Below are 20220 nucleotides of genomic sequence, written 5' to 3' on the forward strand. Positions count from 1 at the left end.
TTATCTATCTCCTCAATATTTTCTAGTTTCTATTTTTAATTTATTAATAATATTTTTATAGCCCTGAATTTCATCATATCCTTTTTTACTTGAAATATATTTCTCAAGATTTGTTTTATTTGACATAATATTTTTATCAAATACAGTTTTATTATAATTTAAATCAAATTTTGTACTACTCAGTTTTTTACCTAATTTAAGAGTTTGTGCTATATTTTTATATAGAAATTCTTCTGAAAAATAATTTTTATCAATTAAATAATTAATTTTATTAACATTATTTGTTCCTACAGCTAATTGTAAAAGTCTAGTTGAAGGCATAAATTTAAAGTCCTCATCAGAATTAATATCTGCAATTTCAGTTATTTTTTGCTTATCTTTTTGTGTATCATATTGTGGATAAGTAAATAAGGTATCCCCAGAGACATAACTTATATCTATAAAACTATAATCATTAAAATCAGATGATCAAGCAGAATGACCCTCTTCTCATCCATTTAATATATATTTCATATAATGTGGCTCACCTTGCTTATAAAGTGAAGATTGTATATAACCTAATATTCCAGGTTCTGCTCTTGTTAAACTAAAAGTACTATCTGAATCTAAAAAGTATTCACCACTTTTTAAATTATTCTTGTTTCTAAAATTTTTAAAATTATTATAGTTTTTGTTTTTCTCATTATAAATATCTAGTAAATGAGTCCAAGCATAATCAATATGATCATAACTTTCAATATTTTTATAATCAATATCTCTTTCTCAATCTGAAAAAGCCATTCCTAAATAATCTTTATTTGGGTCAACTTTTTTTAATCATTCATTAGTTTTTATAACTTCACCAGAATTTATTTCATCTAAATAATAATATAATTTTATTTCATTAGCTCATTTTGGTTTTTTATTATCTACGTGCTTTTTAAATTCCTTAAATCATCAATTCATGAAACCTTGTCCTACACTATAATTTAAAGAACCATTAACATAAAAATATTTCTCTTCTTTTTCATTATAAATATTAAGAGTTTTATTATCTGTAGTTCAACCAGATTTTGTTGAGTTAACAAAACCATGTTTCATTCCAGCATCAGCTAAAAGATTTAAATATGTATCAAAAGTTGCTCAATCACTTTCATCAATATAAAGATCATCTTGAATATCCTCAATAGTAATAAATTCTTCTTTAGAACTAATTGTATCAAAATTTCCTTTATATCTTCACGGAGTGAAGTTTAAAGATTTTCTCCTTACTTTTCAAAGATTATGAAACTCTCTTTCATCATCTCAATTAGTATTTCAACTATCATCAATTCTTAATTGAAAAGAATCCATTCCAAGTTCTGCAAGTGATTCATACTCATTTTTTCAATATTTATTTCAATTAAAATCAAGATATTCATCAAAAGATAATTTATCTTGGATTCCTACTGGAACTCATTTGTTTTCATTCTCTTTAAAAACACTATTATAATAAGCAGAGGTTCATTCAGGAAAATAAAAAATATTATAATCTGCTTCCTTATAATCATCATAATTTATGTCAAATAAATTTAGAGTTATTTGATTATTAATAGAGAAATCTTTTTCAGTTTCTTTTTTACCAGTAATTTTGAAATTAAGTTTTTCAACTGCTTTATTTTTAATTTCATTTGATTTTACAGAAACATTTATTATATAAACTTTATTTTCATAAACATTATTTAAAGCTTTTCTATTATTAATTTTTTCAGGAACAAGTAACGCTTGTTGAATACCAAATGGATTTTTCATACCATTAGTTAATTTATAATCACTAGCATAAATAAATTCATTAAATCCAAATTCTACTTCAAAATCTTGTTCATTTATTTTTTCTTCTAATTCAACTTCTATTGAGTCAAATTTTTCATTAGCCACTACAACTATTTGTGCAGTATTAAAATCATTTTCTCAAATGTCTATTGAATGCTCATTATTTAAATAATTATATTTTTCTATATCTCCATAAAATTCAGCATTTTCCAATGAATTGCTTTCTTCGCTTGGGATATACAAAGCATAATTTTCATAAGCATCTGTAGAAAAAGCATGTAGCTTTTCTTTGCCCTTAAAATTTTCTTTCATTTCATTTGTTAACTTGAAATCCAAATAGACGCTTCTTTCTAAACTAGATTTATTTATAAATATTACTAGTGAAAAAATTATTAAAATGAATTGTAAACAAAGAGTTGAAATAAGTAGAATTTTTTTTGTCATAGTACCCCTTTATATTTTAATTCTCAACATTATGATAAATATCTTGAACATCTTCTAACTGATTTAATTTTTCAATTAATTTTTCAAAATTAATTTTTATTGCACCATCTGTTATTGTAATCATTTCATCTGCTAACATTGTAGTTTCTGCAATATTATAATTATTAATACCAGCAGAATCTAAAGTTTTTTTAACTTGATTAAATGAATTAAAAGGTGCATAAATTACTGTCATATTTTCTTCTTCTACAACATCATTTACTTCACAATCTGTTTCCATTAATAATTCTAATGTTTGTTCAACATTTTTCTGATCAAATGCAAAAATGCTTACCGCTTGAAATGAGTGAGATACAGCTCCACTGTTGGCAATCTTACCACCATTTTTATTAAACGCATCTCTTATTTCAGCAATAGCTCTATTAACATTATTTGTTAGTGAATCAACAATTATCATCGAGTTTCCTGGGCCATAACCCTCATATCTATTTGAAGTATAATTATCTGCATCTCCACCTTCAGCCTTTTTAATTGCTCTTTGAATTACATCAGCTGGAACTTGTTTTGACTTTGCTTTATCAATAGCGCTTCTAAGTGCTAAATTTGAATCTGGATCTTTGCTGCCAGCTTTTGCAGCCATATAAATTTCTTTTGAAGCTCTACCATAAATTGCTGATTTCATAGCAGCTGTTTTTTCCATACTTGCTTTTCTAACTTCATGTGCTCTTCCCATATTAAAACTCCTTTGCATTTGAAAACTTTACTATAAAATTTTACACTAAAATTTTTATTTATTTAGGAAAAGCGTTACATTTATTTTTTATAATTAGGTTTATATTAGAATCTTCTTAATTCAATTTAATTACATAATTTAAATTAATTAAAAAAAGTTACAGATATGTAACTTTTCTATTATAAATATTTAATTTTAATAATTATACTTTGTACTTATTTTGGAATAAAATATATCTCCAACTATACCATTATTATAAATAGGTTGTATTCCTAAATATATATAATTTTCTGAGTTTTCATTAAGTTCTCTAATATAGTGACTATTTAAATTATTTTGACCTTGATAATATCATTTTCTACCATCGATTGAGTAATAAATTTGAAAATAACTTGCACTTGAGTTATTTGTCTCTCAATTAAATCTAATATTTATATTATTATCATTTTTTTCTCTTTTAATAATATATTCACTATTTATTTTTGATACTATTGTTTCTTGATTGGAATCAATCTCATGCTTATTAATCTCAAATCCTCCAACAGAAAAAATAAAATTATTATTATTCTGTGGATTAATTTTTAATCCAAGTTTAGCAATTCTATTATCTTTATTTATTCCTTGAGCAGACGATAAATCAGCACTAATTTTATATCATCCATCCTTATTTTTCTCTTCAATGATTGTATCAATACTTTTAGGTCCTTCATTTAATTTTGAGTCCGTATATGTTATTTGAGTATTATTTAAAATATCTTCTAATTGTAAATTTGAAGACTTACCTATTTTATCTTCATCACTTGTCTTTATATAAAAACTTACCTTATAATTACTTTTACTCAAATTAGTTCCCATTAAATTTCAAAAATAATCATTTTTTGATCATATGCCAGGTATAACTCTTCCATCGTTATTAAAGTCATAACCCATTCCTATTGATATAGAGTTACCCTTCATATAAGGATTGTAATAATCATAATATGGTGCTAACTGACCATTTTTATTTATTTGACTTACAAATTTTTCTCCATCATTTGTTTTTATTGAGTTTGTATTTGGGTTTATTATTGAACTTCAAAAATCCCATTGGTAAGTAGGATTTGAATCTGCAATTCTGGAGTTAGTTCATGGATTAATTTTGTCATAAATAATCTCATTATTACTATCTCTATTTATAAAATATATTCCTGATCCTGTTGAAAAATAGGTTTTCATAGATGGATCATTTTCAATTTCTTCAGGTTGCTTATCAGAAAACTCACTATAGTTATTATCAATAATTCTATCCGCAACTATTGTTTTTTCTAAAAAACTATTACCTATTCCATAACTCTTATTGTACTTACCATTATTATTTAAAATAAAGTTATTTTTATAAGCTTCATTTCAATTTTTTTCCTCTGAATTAAAAAAATCATATTTAATTCTTGGATCAGACATATAAATAGCTTCGATATTTTGTTGTCCCTGTCCAATCATCATATCGTATCCTTCAGCATCATTTTCTAAATAACCATTTTTACCAGTCATTTGATAAGTGGAATAGAGATTTGATATTTCTTGTTGCATTATTAAATATTTATATAGATTCTTTTCTTTCCAGATATTTTTTGCTTTTAAAAAGTTTTTAAAGGACTTTGAATATTCATTTGCTCCACCAGATCCAAATATTGAAAAAGAATTATTAGGTTCATTATCATATTCATTTAAATTATTTTTATTAAATATTTGATTTCTATAATCATAGGCACCAACACTAGGGATAGTAATACTTTCATTTAATAATGTATAAGCATTTTTTCTAGCTTCATTATTACCATTATGTTCTGAACTTATATATTCATTAAGATTAGGAGTTGAAATACCAAAATCTAGTTGTATAGAACTAGCACTTCTAGAGGCATCAACTGTCTTTTTAGAATTTGGTCGTGATGAAACTTTATCATATTCTAAACTTCCATCATTTGTATAATAAACAATTGATAATCTTCTTCCGATTTTATCTTCTATTTTTTTTGCTTCCCTATTAAACTGCTCCATTATTTTATTTATCTCTGAATTTTTAATAACATACCCGTCACCTTGAGATCCATTTGCCTCATTATTTATCATTCAACCATCAAAATTGAATTTTATACATTGTTGAATTAAAATGTCCACCATTTTATAATTGCCATTTAAATCAATCTCTAAAATACTTTTTAGAGATTCTCTAGTTAAATCTTCTCAACCAGACATATATCAAAGACCTAATACTGGAACACCATTTTTGTGCATATATTCACTATAATCTGCAAATGATGGAGTTAATCAACCTTTATTTGTTATTGCTGGTCAAGTATACATTTGATGCATATAACTTAAATTTGTTAGGTTACCACCAAATGGATTTTTTGTTCCTAAAATAGAACTTGATGAACTTGAAGGAGCATGAAACATATTGAAAAAACTACTTTTTTGTTGATTTTTTACAGTGCTTTTTGCAACATAATTTCTTGCTCTTAGCTTTTCTTTTGATATATTATATTTTAAATCCATATCTTTACCATCATTTCAAGTGGGAAGTGAATTAATATAATTAAATTTTCTAGATCTAGATTGAATTCCAAAATCTAATCATTTATTTCCATTTGGTCTATATGATTTTATTATTGGTGAACCTGTAGCTCCTTGTTTTTTTATAAAATTTGCTCCTTTATATGATGTAGCATAATTGTCATAGTCAAAAATTTTATCAACTACACCATTTGAGGAATCAGTTTTTTTTAAAAGTGAATCATTAAAAGCAATTCCACTTTTATCAAATTGATCATAAAATCAATTATAACCATCTCCATCTTCTGTTTCTCCTGTACTTCAATTAAAATCAGGTAATCCTTCAATATAATTTCTTGTTGTTATATCTCCGATATTACAAGATACAGCACTTAAAGAAGCTCCTGAAATAATAAAGCCTACTAATAATAATTCAATTATTTTTTTCATATTTTTTTATACCCTCCTTGCTTAATATTAATAAGCAGTGTAAAAAAAGAAATTCATAGCAAGGACATAACATAAGTAATTGGCAATATTATATTTGCTTTATTCGTTAAAAATGTAAATGGAATTTCTAATTTTGGATTTACTATTGTTTGTAATATATTAATTTTATACATTGTTATGTTAGTAATTGAAGATAAAAATAATCATTGAAAGGATTTTATCGGCATCAAGTATCCAAATAAGTTTAATACAATAACTGCTCTATTATTCGTTATTAAATTTATATCAATTAAGCAATCTCCTAGTAATAAAAATACTATTATTATTATTAAATTTATTGATTGAATAATAACTAAATTTTTAAACAGCATTGACATTAAATAACAAATGGCAAGTAGACATAACATATATAAGAATGAAGTAATTAACGAATTCAAAATACAAAAAAATAAATTAAAGTATTCTCATACATTATTATTAATGAAAAATATTTTTTGCATTGAAAAAAATAGATATTGAAAATTTTTAAAATACAAAAAGCTATCTATAATATTTACAATAATTAAACAAAAAAATAAAGATAGAAAAGTTATTAATAAGGTACAAATTAATATTGAGAAATATATTTTGAACTTATTTATCGCAAATATTTTAGCTTGTTTAACAAGAATACTTTGCTCTCAATTTGAAATCAATAAGGAGAAAGTAAATAAAGAAAAAGTAAAAGGTATTATAAATAAATTAAAAATCTGTCCACTACTTTCAGCATAGTCTTTATTACCAAAAGATGTTTTAATTAAGTATGCACTAATAAATATAAAAGTTGGTATTAATATTGCTAATACATATACTTTAAAGTTTTTAAATATAGTTTTAAAAACATAATTAAAAGTTGACCGAAATGATATATTGGATTTTAAAGAATTAAACATATTTTACCTACTTTCATTTAAATAATTTAATTGATAGATACGTTAAGATTGATACTAAAATAATTGAAATGACTACTAAAACATATATATTAGTAATAAATGTGTAACTATGATCATCAGAAATAATTTGTTTTATTCCACCTCTAAAATCAACAAAGGTAAATGAAGCTGTAATTAGTAAAATTCAAACCATATACTTTGTTATTGACATATAACCTAAGAAAGTTATAAATCAACTCCTAGTAGAAATAAACGAAGGTATAATAACATCAGACATAATTAAATAGAAAATAATAATTAAAATTGGAACTACTGCTTGAATATTTTTTGAATTAAATAGATTCATAATTATAACACAAGAAGAAAAAACAGTTATTTGAATTAAAATTGAGACAAAAATAAATCAAACCCAATTTCATCAAAATAGGTTTCCTAAATAATTAAAACTTATTTTAAACTGAACTTTAGAAATTAAATAGACAATTAATATATTTAAAAGCTCTGCAGCAAAAGTAAAACATGTAGAACAAATTATAATCGATAAAATAATATCATATGGCTTAGTGCCTATAAATTTAAGTCTTTTAATTAAAGACGTATCCTTTCACGAAAACAGCATACTAGAGAAATAAGCTCCAGTAACAAAAGAAGGAATCAGAAATAAAGAAGTCATTTGAGGTGGTAGTAACTCAAATGTATTTGAATAATTTGTATAGCCTATAAAACAAATAATAGTAATTATTAATGAAGAAGCAGATATTATTATTCAAGCTCTTTCATTTCTTAAGCTTAATGATGTTATTATTGATATTGTTTTTTTGAAATTACTAACTCCTATTTTAAAATTACTATTATTTCTCATCATCAATTTCCTCATAATATTTTTCTAAAAAATATCTAATTGATCCATACTCTTTAATAATTTTTTTTACACTTTCATCCCTATAAATTTCACCTTTATTTAAAACTATTATCCTATTACATATTTTTTCAATTTCTTCAGGTATATGAGATATTACTATTAAAGTAATATCTTCTTTTTTTCTTAAATTATCAAAAAAATTAACTAGTTTGATTTGCATTTTTAAGTCAAGTCCTGTTATTAATTCATCTAAAATTAATATTTTTGGTTTTTTAATTATTGATATCATAGAGTTAAAGCGTTGTTGTTGACCACCAGATAAGTCACTTAATCGTTTAGTTAAAATATCTTCAACCTCAAATATATTAATTAACTCTTTTATATATTCGTCTTTATTTCATTTTTTTGAAATTAACAAATTAAGTAAATCTACCCCTCTTGTATTAAATGGTCAGTCTCCTTTTTGGAATTGTATTCCAATACTCTCTTTAATTTTATTATCAATTTCTTTATTTTCACTTATAAAATTTACTTTACCTTCTGTTGGTTCACTTATTCCAGATATTATTTCTATAAGAGTAGTTTTACCACTACCATTTGCTCCTAAAATACCAATTGCCTCTCCCTTTGCAATTTCAAAATTTAGGTTTTTTAAAACTCATTTATTTTTTTCGAATTTTTTTGATAAATTTTCTATTTTAATCATTTTTATACCTCTAACTCATTTCACTATTTGCAAAAAGCAATAAGTTTCATGTTCTTTGTGTAAAATCCTTAAGCTGAGTATTAAATTCTATTCAAGGATTAAACGGTAGTTTCTCTCTATTGGAGTAGTTATTTGAAGTTTCTTCAATTTTATCAACAATAACTTTATCCTCATTTCCTTCTTCTGCTTTAATAAATTCAACTCAGTTATTTTGATCATAGCTAATATAAATGTATCTATTATCTGATTTTCCTAAATCAAATAAAAAGATTCTTAAATCATAAAATGAGTTATATTTATAGGCATAGTAAAGTAAAGACCCCGGACTATCTTGTCTGTATTCTTTTCCCTTATTATTAAAAACATTATCTATTCCTTCTAATGGTGCTGCTTTTTTTTGATACATTTCAGATTTCGGATCAATGAAATTAATATAATTTAAGGCAATCTCTGTATATATTTTTATTAAATTACTTGCAATATAACACTGTAAATTTTCATTATTAGAATAATATTGATTTCAATCTCACAGTTTGAATTGAATAAAACTATCCACTTTATTATCCTGGATACTAATATTTAATTCTTTTCTTCTATAATATGGATCAAATACATTTAAAGTTTCTTCTTCACCATTATTATTATTCTTTTTTGCAAGAAAATTTAATTTAACTACCTGACCAATATCATTTTCATTAACTTCCTCATTTGTTTTAAAAAAAATATTATCAGTATTATTTAAATTTACTAAGTTAAAATACTCATTTCCTGATTCATCTATAAAAGAATCTTCCTGATTTATATTAACTATATCTAATATTTTTTTATCACTTATTGAACTTTGATTAACATATAATTTAAATCCATTTTCCTCTAAAGCACTAAAGTTAGATATTTCATATCTTTCAACTTCATGCAAGGGAGATGCAGATGGACTATTATGTCCCATTACTTGTAAACCTAAATAAATTGCATCAACACGTTTACTTTTTATTCTTATTGGTTTTTTTTGCATTAAGTCAACACTAATTTCATCAACATTACCATTTTTAATTCTCTTTGCTTCATTTTCAAGCTCAACTTTATATTTTCAATCATAAGCAGCTGAGTAAGTTTGAGAAGAGTTTACAAGATTTTCTCAACTTGACCTATATTTTGGTTCTAAAGGAATATCTTTAAAATTTAATAAATTATCAAGGGCACCTGATCTACCCTCTTCTTTATTTTTAATTGTAGTGGTAATCAAAAATAAGGAAGAATATAATGGTAATACTGTTAATGCTGAGATTGCAAATATTAAAAAAATTTTGTTTTTAAAATTAATGATTCCCGATTTCATTTTTTTAACCTCTTTTATAACTTTTAAAATTATAGACAAAAAAAAAAAAAAAACAATTCCCTATAACAGTGTTTTTTATAACCGCATAATTTTAGCTACTTATAATTTTATTTAATAACTCTTTTAAATATTAAAAAAGAAAACTCAAAATAAAGTTTTCTTTTTCAATTTATATAGAATATTTAGAAAGTCCTTTAATAAAAATGTTTATTTTTATTAAATACAACCATTATATTCGAAGATTATACAAGTTTTACTTTACTAATTTTGGATCTATAGAATAAATTTTTTTCATAATAAAGTCCATTTTCGTTTCTAAATTGTCTGTTTCCGCATCTACTACCAAAAAATCAAACATATGTTTTCTTCTTTCAAAGAAATCATCATATTTTTTATTTAATGTTTCTCAATATTGTCTTGGAGTATTAAGTTCTTGACTTCTTCCTCTCTCTTTAATTCTTTGGATTGCTTTGTTGGTTGACACTTTTAAATAAATTACCAAATCAAATGTTGCTCTATGCGCTAAATTTGGAATAACAACATGCTCATAAAAATCAGTGTAAGTTTTATAATCAACATCATTCATTGTTTTTAATTCATGATTAACTGCAACAAAAATTGGGTCTTCCAAAATTGTTCTATCAAAAATTACATTTTCCAAAGATTTTGCTGCAATTATTTGTTGGCTTCTTGCAGTAAGCATATATATTTGCATTTTAAATACATTAGCCTCCATATTTTTATAATAATCATCAAAGTATGGATTATTATCAATTGGTTCTGGAAATATTTCATAACCTAGTCTTTTTGAAATCTCTTCACTAATAGTTGATTTACCTGCACCAACTGTTCCAAAAATAGCTATTCTCATTTATTTACCTCTCTTAACTTTCAATGAATTATAAATTCCATAAAACTGCTTAATTTCATGTGACTTTAGTTCTCTAAATTTACCAATTGGTAAATCATCAATTGTCAAAAACTCTATTTGAGTTCTTTTTAATTTTCTCAAATAAATATCTGCTGCAACTAGCATTTTTTTTACGTGATGTTTTCTTCCCTCTGCAATTGTTAATTCAATAACAGATTCATCATACTCTTCATCATACTTAAGTAATCTTGCTTGAATTGCTTTTGTTTTGTAATCATCATCAATAATTACACCTTCTACAAGTTTTTTAATTTGATATTTATGAACTTTTCCTTTACATAATGCTTGATATGTTTTTCTAAATTCATATTTTGGATGCATTACAAAGTTTGCAAATTCTCCATCATTTGTCATAATTAAAGCTCCTGATACATCATAGTCAAGTCTTCCTACTGGATATACTCTTAATTTTGAGTCTTTAAAAAATTCTGCTACAGTTTTTCTATCTTTTGGATCATGCATTGTTGTTAATACTAATCTAGGTTTGTTAAACAAATAATAAACCTTTTCTTTATTTTCATCCAGGTTTTTATTATTAATATCAATTTTTACATTTGTATCAAATTTTGAACCCATTTCTCTAATAACAGTTCCATTAACTTTTACTCTACCTTGTTCAATTAATCTCTCTGCTTGTCTTCTTGAACAATAACCTCTAGTGGCTATTATTTTTTGTAATCTTTCTTCCATTATGAACCTCTATTAAAAATGTCTTTTTCTTCTTCTATTGCTTCTTTTAGTTTTGGCAACTCATCTAAGCTATTTAAATTAAAATATTTTAGAAAATCATCTGTTACTTTATATAGCATTGGCTTACCAACATCTTGAGATTTTCCAGCCTCTTGAATTAAATTTCTTAGTTTTAATTTGTAAAAGATTGTTTCACAATTTACACCTCTAATATCTTCAACATTAGCTCTTGAAATTGGACCTTTATAGGCAACTATAGAAAGAGTTTCAATACTTGCTGTTGAAAGTTTTGATTCAGTCTTTACATTTGCTAATTTTGTATAATATTCAGCATTTTCCTTTTTTGTAATTAATCTAAATTTATTTTTTGCAAATTTTTGAATATTTAAACCACATGACTCATCGCTCTTATATTTATCAACTAATTTATCAATTATTATTTCAATCTCATTTGTACTAGCTTCATTTAATATAAATTGCAAATCTTCAATTGTTGTTCCCTCATCACCACTAACAAATAATAAACCTTCAACTATTGCTATCTTTTTATTCTTATCCATAATTTTCTCCTCTTAATAATCTAATTCAAATACTTTACAATAACTTCATCACCATTTTGAGAAAGCGTTATAAATTTCTTAGCTGCTAAATCTAAGACAGCCAAGAAAGTCGCTACCATCATTCTAATTGAGAATTCTTTTAATTCAATTAATTTTGCCAAATCAATTTCATCAATATTATTATTTTTTAAAAATGCCTTGATTTCTTCTGCTACTTCTTCAGGAGAAACATCAGCTCTATTAATTGTATTAACTTCCATTCTTTGGAATTTATTTTTCTCAATTGCTTTTAAGAATATATTTGAGAATTTTTCTATATCAATATTATTTTGAGCTAAAGGTAATTCATCATCATCAATTTTAGATATCTTTATTATACTTTTTGCTTTACTAAAAGTCTTTAAAAAATCTTCTTGTTTAGTTTTAAAGAAATTTGTTACTTCTTTAATTTTGTGATATTCCATTAATCTACGTATTAAATCATCTCGTTCTTGATCTTCATAATTTGAATCAACTTCAACTTCTTCTTTTGGAATTAATAACTTTGATTTCAATTCTATAAGGTATGCAGCCATAACCAAATATTCACTTGCAATTTCAATATCTAGTAACTCATATTCTTTAATATAACTTATATACTGTGAAGAAAGTTCAATTAAATTAATGTCCATAATATTCATTTCTTTTTCTTTTATTAAATGAAGTAGTAAGTCCAGTGGTCCATTAAAATTATTTAGTTGTATTTCATTTCAATTATTCATAATGTACCTCTTAAATTAAACTATTTTTCCACTCTTAATGAATCTAATGTTTCTTTGATTTGCTCGTTTGATTGTAAGTATTTATTTAACGCTAGCATTATTCTACCAATTATTATGAATAATAACTCTAATGAAAAACAAATATTATATTTATATGCTGGATCAACAAAATCATGTTCAATGGAATTTCTTAACCTTCTAATATAATGTCAAGCTTTAGAATAAGTTACTCTTTCAATAACATCTGATAGTTGTTGGAAATCGAAAGCGCTTTTTGATAAAAAAGAAATATTTGGCAAAAAATCATTGGAGAATCTTAATGACTCACTAGAGTATTTTGTAGGTTCTTTTTTACAATACTTATCGTTTAAATGCTTTGCAATATAAGTTAATTTATCAAATATTGTGTAAAGATATTTAAAACTTTCATTTTGCTGATGAAATTCAACTGAACTTACACTATACAACTCTTTAAAATTTTTTAGTGCATCATATTCTTTTGATTTTTCTAAGAGATATTTAAAGATACTTTTTATTTCTACAAAAATTGAGAAATTGAAAGTTCTTTCTTCACTATAAATTGTTTTTTCAATTGCTTTTTTTACATTGCTTGTATAATTGTGAACATTTTCAGTACTTAATTTAATTCCACTTTCTTTTTTAAAAGTAATATCTAAATATCTGGCACTATTATCACAATATTCAACTAGTTTTTCAATAATTGCATCATTTTTAAAAAAAGTCTCATCAATGTAGTTTTGAATAATATCACTATATTTATTAAACTCTATTAAAGATTCATATTCTTTAGAGGCAAGTGATTTATTGATTTTAACTATATCTTTTAATGTAGTTTTCTCTAACATAATTTTTACCCCTTACTATATTAATTATACATAAAAAAAATTTTATAACCCATTATGTGTACTAAAATTTAGTTTATAAAAGAGTGTATAATATTTTAGTAAAGAGAAGACAATTTGGAGAAATTTATGATAAATAGAATTAATACACGAAAAGTTATAGTTGGCAATATTGAAATTGGAGGAAATAACAATGTTGTTATTCAATCAATGACAACTTCAAAAACTCACAATGTTAAGGAAACTCTAGAACAAATAAATTCACTTTATAAAGAGGGATGTCAAATTGTTCGTGTTGCAGTATTAGGTATTGATGATGCTAATGCACTTAAACAAATTGTAGATAACTCCCCTGTCCCTATAGTTGCAGATATCCATTTTAATTATAAATTTGCCTTAATTGCAGCAGATGCTGGTTGCGCTAAAATAAGAATAAATCCAGGAAATATTGGAATTGAAGAAAATACAATTGCAGTTGTTGAAAAATGCAAAGAGAAAAAAATACCAATAAGAATTGGAGTAAATTCAGGTAGCTTACCAAAAAAAATGGTTGCTCAATATGGTTGAACAGCAAAAGCAATGGTGGAATCTCTTAGAGAACATATTGAGATATTAGAAAAGTATAATTTTAAAGATATTATTTACTCTTTAAAGGCAACCGATCCTTTAATGGCAATTGAAGCCTATGAACTTGCTAGTGAAAATTGAGATTATCCTGCACATTTAGGAATTACCGAAGCTGGTAGTTTATTAAATGGAGCAATAAAATCAAGTTTTGGTCTGGGTTATCTTCTTCAAAGAGGAATTGGAAATACTATAAGAATTAGTTTAAGTGAAGACCCTGTTGAAGAAATTAAAGTGGCAAAAAGATTATTAAACTCACTAGGTCTATTTAAAAATATGGTTGAGGTAATTGCTTGTCCAACTTGTGGAAGATTAGAGTTTGCTCTAAGAGAAGTTGTTAAGGAAGTTGAGGAATTTGTAGAGGAACTGCGATTCCCTTTAAAAGTAGCAATACTTGGTTGTGTTGTTAATGGCCCAGGTGAAGCAAGTCAAGCAGATATTGGAATAGCTGGTGGAAATAAAGGTGGTATTATTTTTAAAAAGGGAAAAATTTTTAAAACTGTTCAACAAGATATGTTAGTTCCAGAATTAAAAGAATTAATATTAGAATATTATGAGGAATGAAAAAAGATGCAATAGCATCTTTTTTAAAATTCAATTTGTAATAAAAAATTCCTTTCTTGATTAGATTCTAAATTTAAAACTTCTGGCTTATCTTTTAACTCCTTAGATATCTTATTTTTCATATCAGGTAATCCATTTCAATGTTCAATACAAATAAAATCACAATCATTATTTTCTCTTCATAATACTAAATCTTTAAAATCATTAGTTTTAATTTTAAATTCTATTTCTCCATTATTTAAAATAATATCTTCATTATAATAATTATCAGTTATATATGATTTACTATTATTAAAGTCTAAACTTTTATGTGTGATTTCTTTAATTTCAATATCCTTATTTAAACTTACAATAAGTCCTTTTTCAAATTTATCTGAAAATAAGATTGGCTTATCAAATCTTAAATTTGCTTTATTGAAAAACTTAAAGCCAGGATGATGTCCAAGTGAGAAAAACATAGTTTCATGCTCTAGATTTTTTACAATTATGTTTAAAAATAAATTATTCTTTATTAAATATAATTCAATTATAATTTTAAATTTAAATGGGTATATATGATAAAAATCATTATTTGAAATATATTCTATAATCACCCTACTTTTGCTCTGCTCAGTAACTTTTCAGTTTCTTATTTCTCTAAAAAAGCCATGTCTTTCAAGTTTTAAAGGTTTGCCGTTATGTTCTAAATTACCGCTTAAATTACCACAAATAGGAAATAAAATTGGTCAATTTTTCTTTCATTCTGAACTTTTTTGATATATTATTTCCACATTAGATTTCTTAACACTTTTTATTTCAAAAGGATTAATTTCAAAAATAACCTCAATTTCATCATTAAAAATTTTATTCATAATCTTGATTAATATCCTCCTCTATAGCTTTTAAGTTCAATTTTGTTTTTGTTTTTGCAATAACTCTTTTTTTAATTAACATTTTTAAATTTTTTGTAGCAGAATTATACTTATTATAATCTGCAAATATTTTATTACTCATAAAGTAAAATATTAATATTGAAACAAGCACAATTACACAAGCAATTGACATTATTAATGTTGAGAAGTTATCAAAGGTTCTTAAAAATTTTTCAATTTCTTCACTTGTTGAAGTCTCTTTAAAAATAAACAATTGATCTAAATTAGAAAAATTTTTAAAAATACCTACTTTTAAACTAGATAAACTATTTTGTGTCACTTCAACAATAAAATATCCAAGAAACATTGAACTTCCATAAAAACCTGTAACTGGATTTTTTTTAGCTCTATAATTTCAAAATACACAAGCTGAAAATAATGAGTAAATAATTTGGTTAAAGCAAATCCCAGTAAGTATATTTAATAATATAAATATAAATGGATTAGAAATAAATGCCATTATTGTATATGCTGAAAACAAAATAAATAGATTAATATAGATTAAATATTTTTGTTCTATTATTTTTCTTAAAACTTTATAACTTAATACGGATGCTAATATTGTTGGAATTAAATAAATAAATTCATTAATTCTTAATCAGGTCAAAACATTCTCATCATTTAAATTTAAATTAGTTAAATTTAAAGCAATATATAACTTTATAAATAATGAGTTATTTATTGCACTAGTCAAAGTTAATAGAAAAGCCAATGTGTAAATAATAAAAAAAGTAAAATTATTCTTCTTTGGTAAATGTTCTAAAACTTCATTATCAAACACTTGAACTAGGTTTTTATTTTCTTTAATGATAAAGCTAAGTACAAAAGCTGTAAGTAACATCGATATCAAGAATAAATTAAATAAAATTGTACTTACATTGTTATTAGCAACCATATTTACATTATTAAAATAAATTCCTAAAGAAGATGAAAAAGAAATAAATATAAATGTAATTCAAACTGAAGGCATAATATATATTCTAAAAAAGCTTTGCTCATTTAAAAATAGAGTAAATAATGTTGAGCTTGCTAAACAAAATGAAAGCATAATTGATACAATGATTAACATTCATAATGGCAAATTTAGAAAACTTATTAATGCTAAAACTAAAATTAGTAAAATATTACTTATTTGAATTCAAATTTTCCTATTTTGCATGATTCCCGTAGTAAAAGTCGCAATTGGCTTTAGAATAATTAAAAATAAAAAAGTTGAAAAAATACTAGCTAAAATAAAATTTGTCGAACTAATATTTTGTTGTAAACTTATCTGATTTTTTATTTCAATACCTGCATATCCAGCTGCTACTCAAAATAAAATAATTTGAATTAATCATAAATAAGTAGTCCTTTGTAATTTTTCTTTTTTGCACAAAAATACCATTGAAATAGCACAAATTATAAAAAGTATTGGAAATAGAATTATTATATCTCAGTGTTTCATTTTGCACCTCAAATTATATTTTATTACAAATTAAAACTAAAAGGTCATTTAAATGACCTTTTAGTGTGAAATTTTTTGATGATTTTGTACTTTTTCAGAAACTACTGGGTTCATTTGTTGCTGATTAATTTTTTTAATATCTTTTTTAATTTTTTTAATTTCATTATGAACTTTAATTAAGTAGACACTTGATTCATTATTATAATTTTGAATTGAGTCAATTATTTCAACCCTATTCTCAAGTTGAAAATTATAAAATGCAATCTTTTTATATTGTTTATCACTAATTATTATTAAATAGAAAACTAGGTAAATTAAGAAAACTAATGTTGTTAATATAAATGCTGTCATAAAAATAACATCTATTGCATTATTAAAATTAAAAGTAAATATTACACTTAGATTTAATGTTTTGTTTTGAACTCAGTAAACTGAACTTTTAATAAATAGTCCAATGATTGGCGTAATTAGCATAGTTAATAATAAAATTATTAACCATAAACTCATTAATTTGAATTTTTTATAAATTTTAGAGTTTTTTAAAGCATCCTGATTAAAATTTCTGTTAACTCCAAATAAAGTATTTGTATTATTAACATTATCCCTATATTTTTCATTTAAACTATCTTGAAAATTTTGTTGCTTATTGAAGTTTTCAAACAATTTTCTAGTATTCAAAGGTCCAGTTTCCAAAGTATCAAAATGTTTTTCATCAAACTCCTTATTTGAGTTATTTGCAAACTTATTAAGCTCAATTTCTTTTTCAATTACTTTATGATCTAATGACTCAGTAAAATCATTTTTAAATAAGTTTGTATTATTGTTATTTTCAACTTGAGTAATCTCTTTAATTAAATCAGAATTTAGTTCTTTTAATAAATGAGAATTTCTTTCATTTGAAGGATTAGATTCTAATTCCTTTATTAAATAATTTTTAAATTTATCATTTTGATTAAAATTTGTTTCATCATTTGATGAACTCTCTTTTAATTTTCTCTTCTCATACTCTATTTCATGCTTTTTAAAATCTTTAATTTCTTGTATTCTATTAATTTCAGATTGTTTTTTTTCTTGTTGTAATTTTCTTGTAGGAATTATTTCAGTAGTTTTAGTGGCTACTTCTCCAACCAACTTCAAATCACTAAAAGTCTCACTTATTGGTGAAATATTTTCTAATGAAGATTTTCTCCTTGGTGTCAAGTGAATTTTTGTTTCAGGAGTTTGAAAGTTTTCAACTAATGTAGATGATGTGTTAGATTTTTCAAATATATTTACTGTTTCGTCATTTTCAAAATCTTCATTTTCAAAATTATCAAAAATAACATCATCTAATGTAAAAGTATTTTCTCCAGTTAAATCAAACAAACTAACATCTTCAGTTTCTTGTGTTATACCAATTTCTGAAAATAAAGATTCAATATAACTAGTATCAGTAATTTGATTTTCAGTTACCTCTTTTTGTACTTCTTTTCTTGGTCTTAACTCAATTTGTTGAACTTCTTGAGAATTAACTGTTACTATCTGTTGATCTATTAGGTTTTTTAATTTCAAAAATTTAATGAAACTAGAATTAATCTGTCTTTCAATTATTTCTAATATTACATAATTTTGGCGATTATATGATACAACCATCCCTATACTAAATCCCATAAGATACACCTCTAATATTTAGTATATATATAAATAAATGTTTTACAACCTTGCTTGAGGGACTTTTATAAGGTATCTTTTAAGTTGAATTAGAATCAAATATTAGATAAACAAAAATAAAAAAAGCATAAGCTTTTTAATAAATACTAAATTTTCATTAAATCATTTTCTTTATCTTTTGCCATTTTATCAAGCATATCAATAAATTTATCAGTATTTTTTTGAATTTGATTTTCCAAATCTTTTTTTACATCTTCTGGATATGAACTATCTTTTTTAATTTTATCATTTGCATCTCTTCTTGCATTTCTAATTCTAACTTTAAAACTCTCAAGCTCTTTTAACATTTTTTTAACTAAGTCTTTTCTGATTTCTTCAGTTAGTGCTGGTATATTAATTCTTACTAAATCAGCTTCTGCAATTGGATTTAATCCCAAATCAGCCTTATTTATTCCTGCTACAACTGCAGCTACCTGACCTTTATCATAAGGCTTAATAACTAACTGTTGAGGCTCAGGAGAAGATACTTGTGAAGTTTGATTTAATGGTGTTGGAGTTCCATAGAAATCAACAATAACACTATTTAGCATATTTGCGTTAGCTCTTCCTGTTCTAATTTTCAATAAGTATTCTTTAAAACTTTCTATTGTCTCTTCCATACTCATTTCAGTGATATCAATTATTTCATGTGACATTTTAAAAATCCTCTCTTATTTATTTAATTACAGTGCTTTCTAATTCACCGTGTGCAATTTTGATAATGTTGTCTGCACCATTCATATCAAAGACAACAATTTCCAATTTACCATCTCTTGATAATGCTGCAGCTGTTGAGTCCATAACTTGTAAATTTCCTGCAACTAAATCATTGTGTGTTAATTTTTTTAAAAACTTTGCCTGAGAATTAGTATTTGGATCAGAATCATAAACTCCTTTAGTTCCATTTTTAGCCATTAATAAAGCATCGGCTTTAATTTCAATTGCTCTAATACTTGCTCCAGTATCTGTTGTGAAGTAACTATAACCAGTTCCACCAGCAAATATTGTTACATAACCTTCATCAAGTTTTTCTCTTGCATTTCTATAGTTATATGAACTTGTTACAGTTTTAATTTCCAAAGATGAATAAACTTTTACTTTATCAAATCCTAATTTTCTTAATGTAGCTTCAAATGCCAATGCATTCATAATTGTTGCTAACATTCCCATATAATCTGCTTCAATTCTAAATAATTCAAGAGTATCTGCTAATTTTCCTCTTCAAATATTTCCCCCACCAATTACAATTCCAATTTGCAAACCTTGCTTAGTTAATTCAATTACTTGTTTTGCAACAGCATCTAGTCTTTCCTTATCATAAATGTCTCCATTTCCTTTTAAGGCTTCTCCAGATATTTTCAATAGAACTCTTTTAAATTTTAGTGCCATAC

The 20220-nt window shown here is 24.3% G+C and carries 17 protein-coding genes; 1 reads left to right on the plus strand and 16 read right to left on the minus strand.

Features of this window, described 5'->3' with window-relative positions:
* From AAHM84_RS03240 to AAHM84_RS03290, 11 genes are all read right to left on the minus strand, one after another.
* Complete coding sequence (locus tag AAHM84_RS03240; RefSeq protein ID WP_342258507.1) at positions 1 to 2235, minus strand: hypothetical protein; 2235 nt, start codon at positions 2233 to 2235, stop codon at positions 1 to 3.
* 16 nt (positions 2236 to 2251) lie between these two features.
* Complete coding sequence (locus AAHM84_RS03245) at positions 2252 to 2968, minus strand: YebC/PmpR family DNA-binding transcriptional regulator (protein ID WP_342258508.1); 717 nt, start codon at positions 2966 to 2968, stop codon at positions 2252 to 2254.
* Positions 2969 to 3163: 195 nt separating this feature from the next.
* Positions 3164 to 5953, minus strand: a complete 2790-nt coding sequence (locus AAHM84_RS03250; protein WP_342258509.1) for an endo-beta-N-acetylglucosaminidase — start codon at positions 5951 to 5953, stop codon at positions 3164 to 3166.
* Between the two features lie 939 nt (positions 5954 to 6892).
* Positions 6893 to 7747: a hypothetical protein gene (locus AAHM84_RS03255; protein WP_342258510.1), complete on the minus strand. Its 855-nt coding sequence runs from the start codon at positions 7745 to 7747 to the stop codon at positions 6893 to 6895.
* A complete protein-coding gene (locus AAHM84_RS03260; protein ID WP_339029537.1) occupies positions 7737 to 8453 on the minus strand; it encodes an ABC transporter ATP-binding protein in 717 nt (238 codons plus the stop codon). The genes AAHM84_RS03255 and AAHM84_RS03260 overlap by 11 nt, the downstream gene beginning before the upstream one ends.
* A gap of 10 nt (positions 8454 to 8463) precedes the next feature.
* Positions 8464 to 9792, minus strand: coding sequence for a hypothetical protein (locus tag AAHM84_RS03265; RefSeq protein WP_342258511.1), 1329 nt, complete (start codon positions 9790 to 9792; stop codon positions 8464 to 8466).
* A 253-nt stretch (positions 9793 to 10045) separates the two neighbouring features.
* On the minus strand, positions 10046 to 10663 hold the full coding sequence (locus tag AAHM84_RS03270) for a deoxynucleoside kinase (protein WP_342258512.1): 618 nt from the start codon (positions 10661 to 10663) through the stop codon (positions 10046 to 10048).
* Positions 10664 to 11416, minus strand: a complete 753-nt coding sequence (locus AAHM84_RS03275; RefSeq protein ID WP_425289570.1) for a pseudouridine synthase — start codon at positions 11414 to 11416, stop codon at positions 10664 to 10666.
* Positions 11413 to 11973: an SMC-Scp complex subunit ScpB gene (gene scpB, locus AAHM84_RS03280; RefSeq protein WP_342258514.1), complete on the minus strand. Its 561-nt coding sequence runs from the start codon at positions 11971 to 11973 to the stop codon at positions 11413 to 11415. The genes AAHM84_RS03275 and scpB overlap by 4 nt, the downstream gene beginning before the upstream one ends.
* 20 nt (positions 11974 to 11993) lie before the next feature.
* Complete coding sequence (locus tag AAHM84_RS03285) at positions 11994 to 12734, minus strand: segregation and condensation protein A (protein ID WP_342258515.1); 741 nt, start codon at positions 12732 to 12734, stop codon at positions 11994 to 11996.
* Between the two features lie 20 nt (positions 12735 to 12754).
* Positions 12755 to 13600, minus strand: coding sequence for a hypothetical protein (locus AAHM84_RS03290; RefSeq protein WP_342258516.1), 846 nt, complete (start codon positions 13598 to 13600; stop codon positions 12755 to 12757).
* 126 nt (positions 13601 to 13726) lie between these two features.
* On the opposite strand from AAHM84_RS03290, the gene ispG reads away from it, so the two are divergent.
* Positions 13727 to 14800: a flavodoxin-dependent (E)-4-hydroxy-3-methylbut-2-enyl-diphosphate synthase gene (gene ispG, locus AAHM84_RS03295; protein WP_342258517.1), complete on the plus strand. Its 1074-nt coding sequence runs from the start codon at positions 13727 to 13729 to the stop codon at positions 14798 to 14800.
* 8 nt (positions 14801 to 14808) lie between these two features.
* Here the strand turns inward: ispG and AAHM84_RS03300 are convergent, their stop codons facing one another.
* The 5 genes from AAHM84_RS03300 to pyrH form a co-directional block, all read right to left on the minus strand.
* On the minus strand, positions 14809 to 15636 hold the full coding sequence (locus AAHM84_RS03300; RefSeq protein WP_342258518.1) for a hypothetical protein: 828 nt from the start codon (positions 15634 to 15636) through the stop codon (positions 14809 to 14811).
* A complete protein-coding gene (locus AAHM84_RS03305; protein ID WP_342258519.1) occupies positions 15629 to 17140 on the minus strand; it encodes a hypothetical protein in 1512 nt (503 codons plus the stop codon). The genes AAHM84_RS03300 and AAHM84_RS03305 overlap by 8 nt, the downstream gene beginning before the upstream one ends.
* A gap of 60 nt (positions 17141 to 17200) precedes the next feature.
* The gene (locus tag AAHM84_RS03310) at positions 17201 to 18790 is read right to left on the minus strand and encodes a hypothetical protein (RefSeq protein ID WP_342258520.1); all 1590 of its coding nucleotides are present in this window, start codon (positions 18788 to 18790) and stop codon (positions 17201 to 17203) included.
* Between the two features lie 146 nt (positions 18791 to 18936).
* On the minus strand, positions 18937 to 19485 hold the full coding sequence (gene frr / locus AAHM84_RS03315; protein ID WP_342258521.1) for a ribosome recycling factor: 549 nt from the start codon (positions 19483 to 19485) through the stop codon (positions 18937 to 18939).
* A 19-nt stretch (positions 19486 to 19504) separates the two neighbouring features.
* Positions 19505 to 20218, minus strand: a complete 714-nt coding sequence (gene pyrH, locus AAHM84_RS03320; RefSeq protein WP_339029557.1) for a UMP kinase — start codon at positions 20216 to 20218, stop codon at positions 19505 to 19507.
* Between the last annotated feature and the right edge of the window lie 2 nt (positions 20219 to 20220).

Source organism: Spiroplasma endosymbiont of Dioctria linearis, assembly GCF_964030865.1.
In the GTDB taxonomy this organism is placed as follows: domain Bacteria; phylum Bacillota_I; class Bacilli_A; order Mycoplasmatales; family Mycoplasmataceae; genus Spiroplasma_A.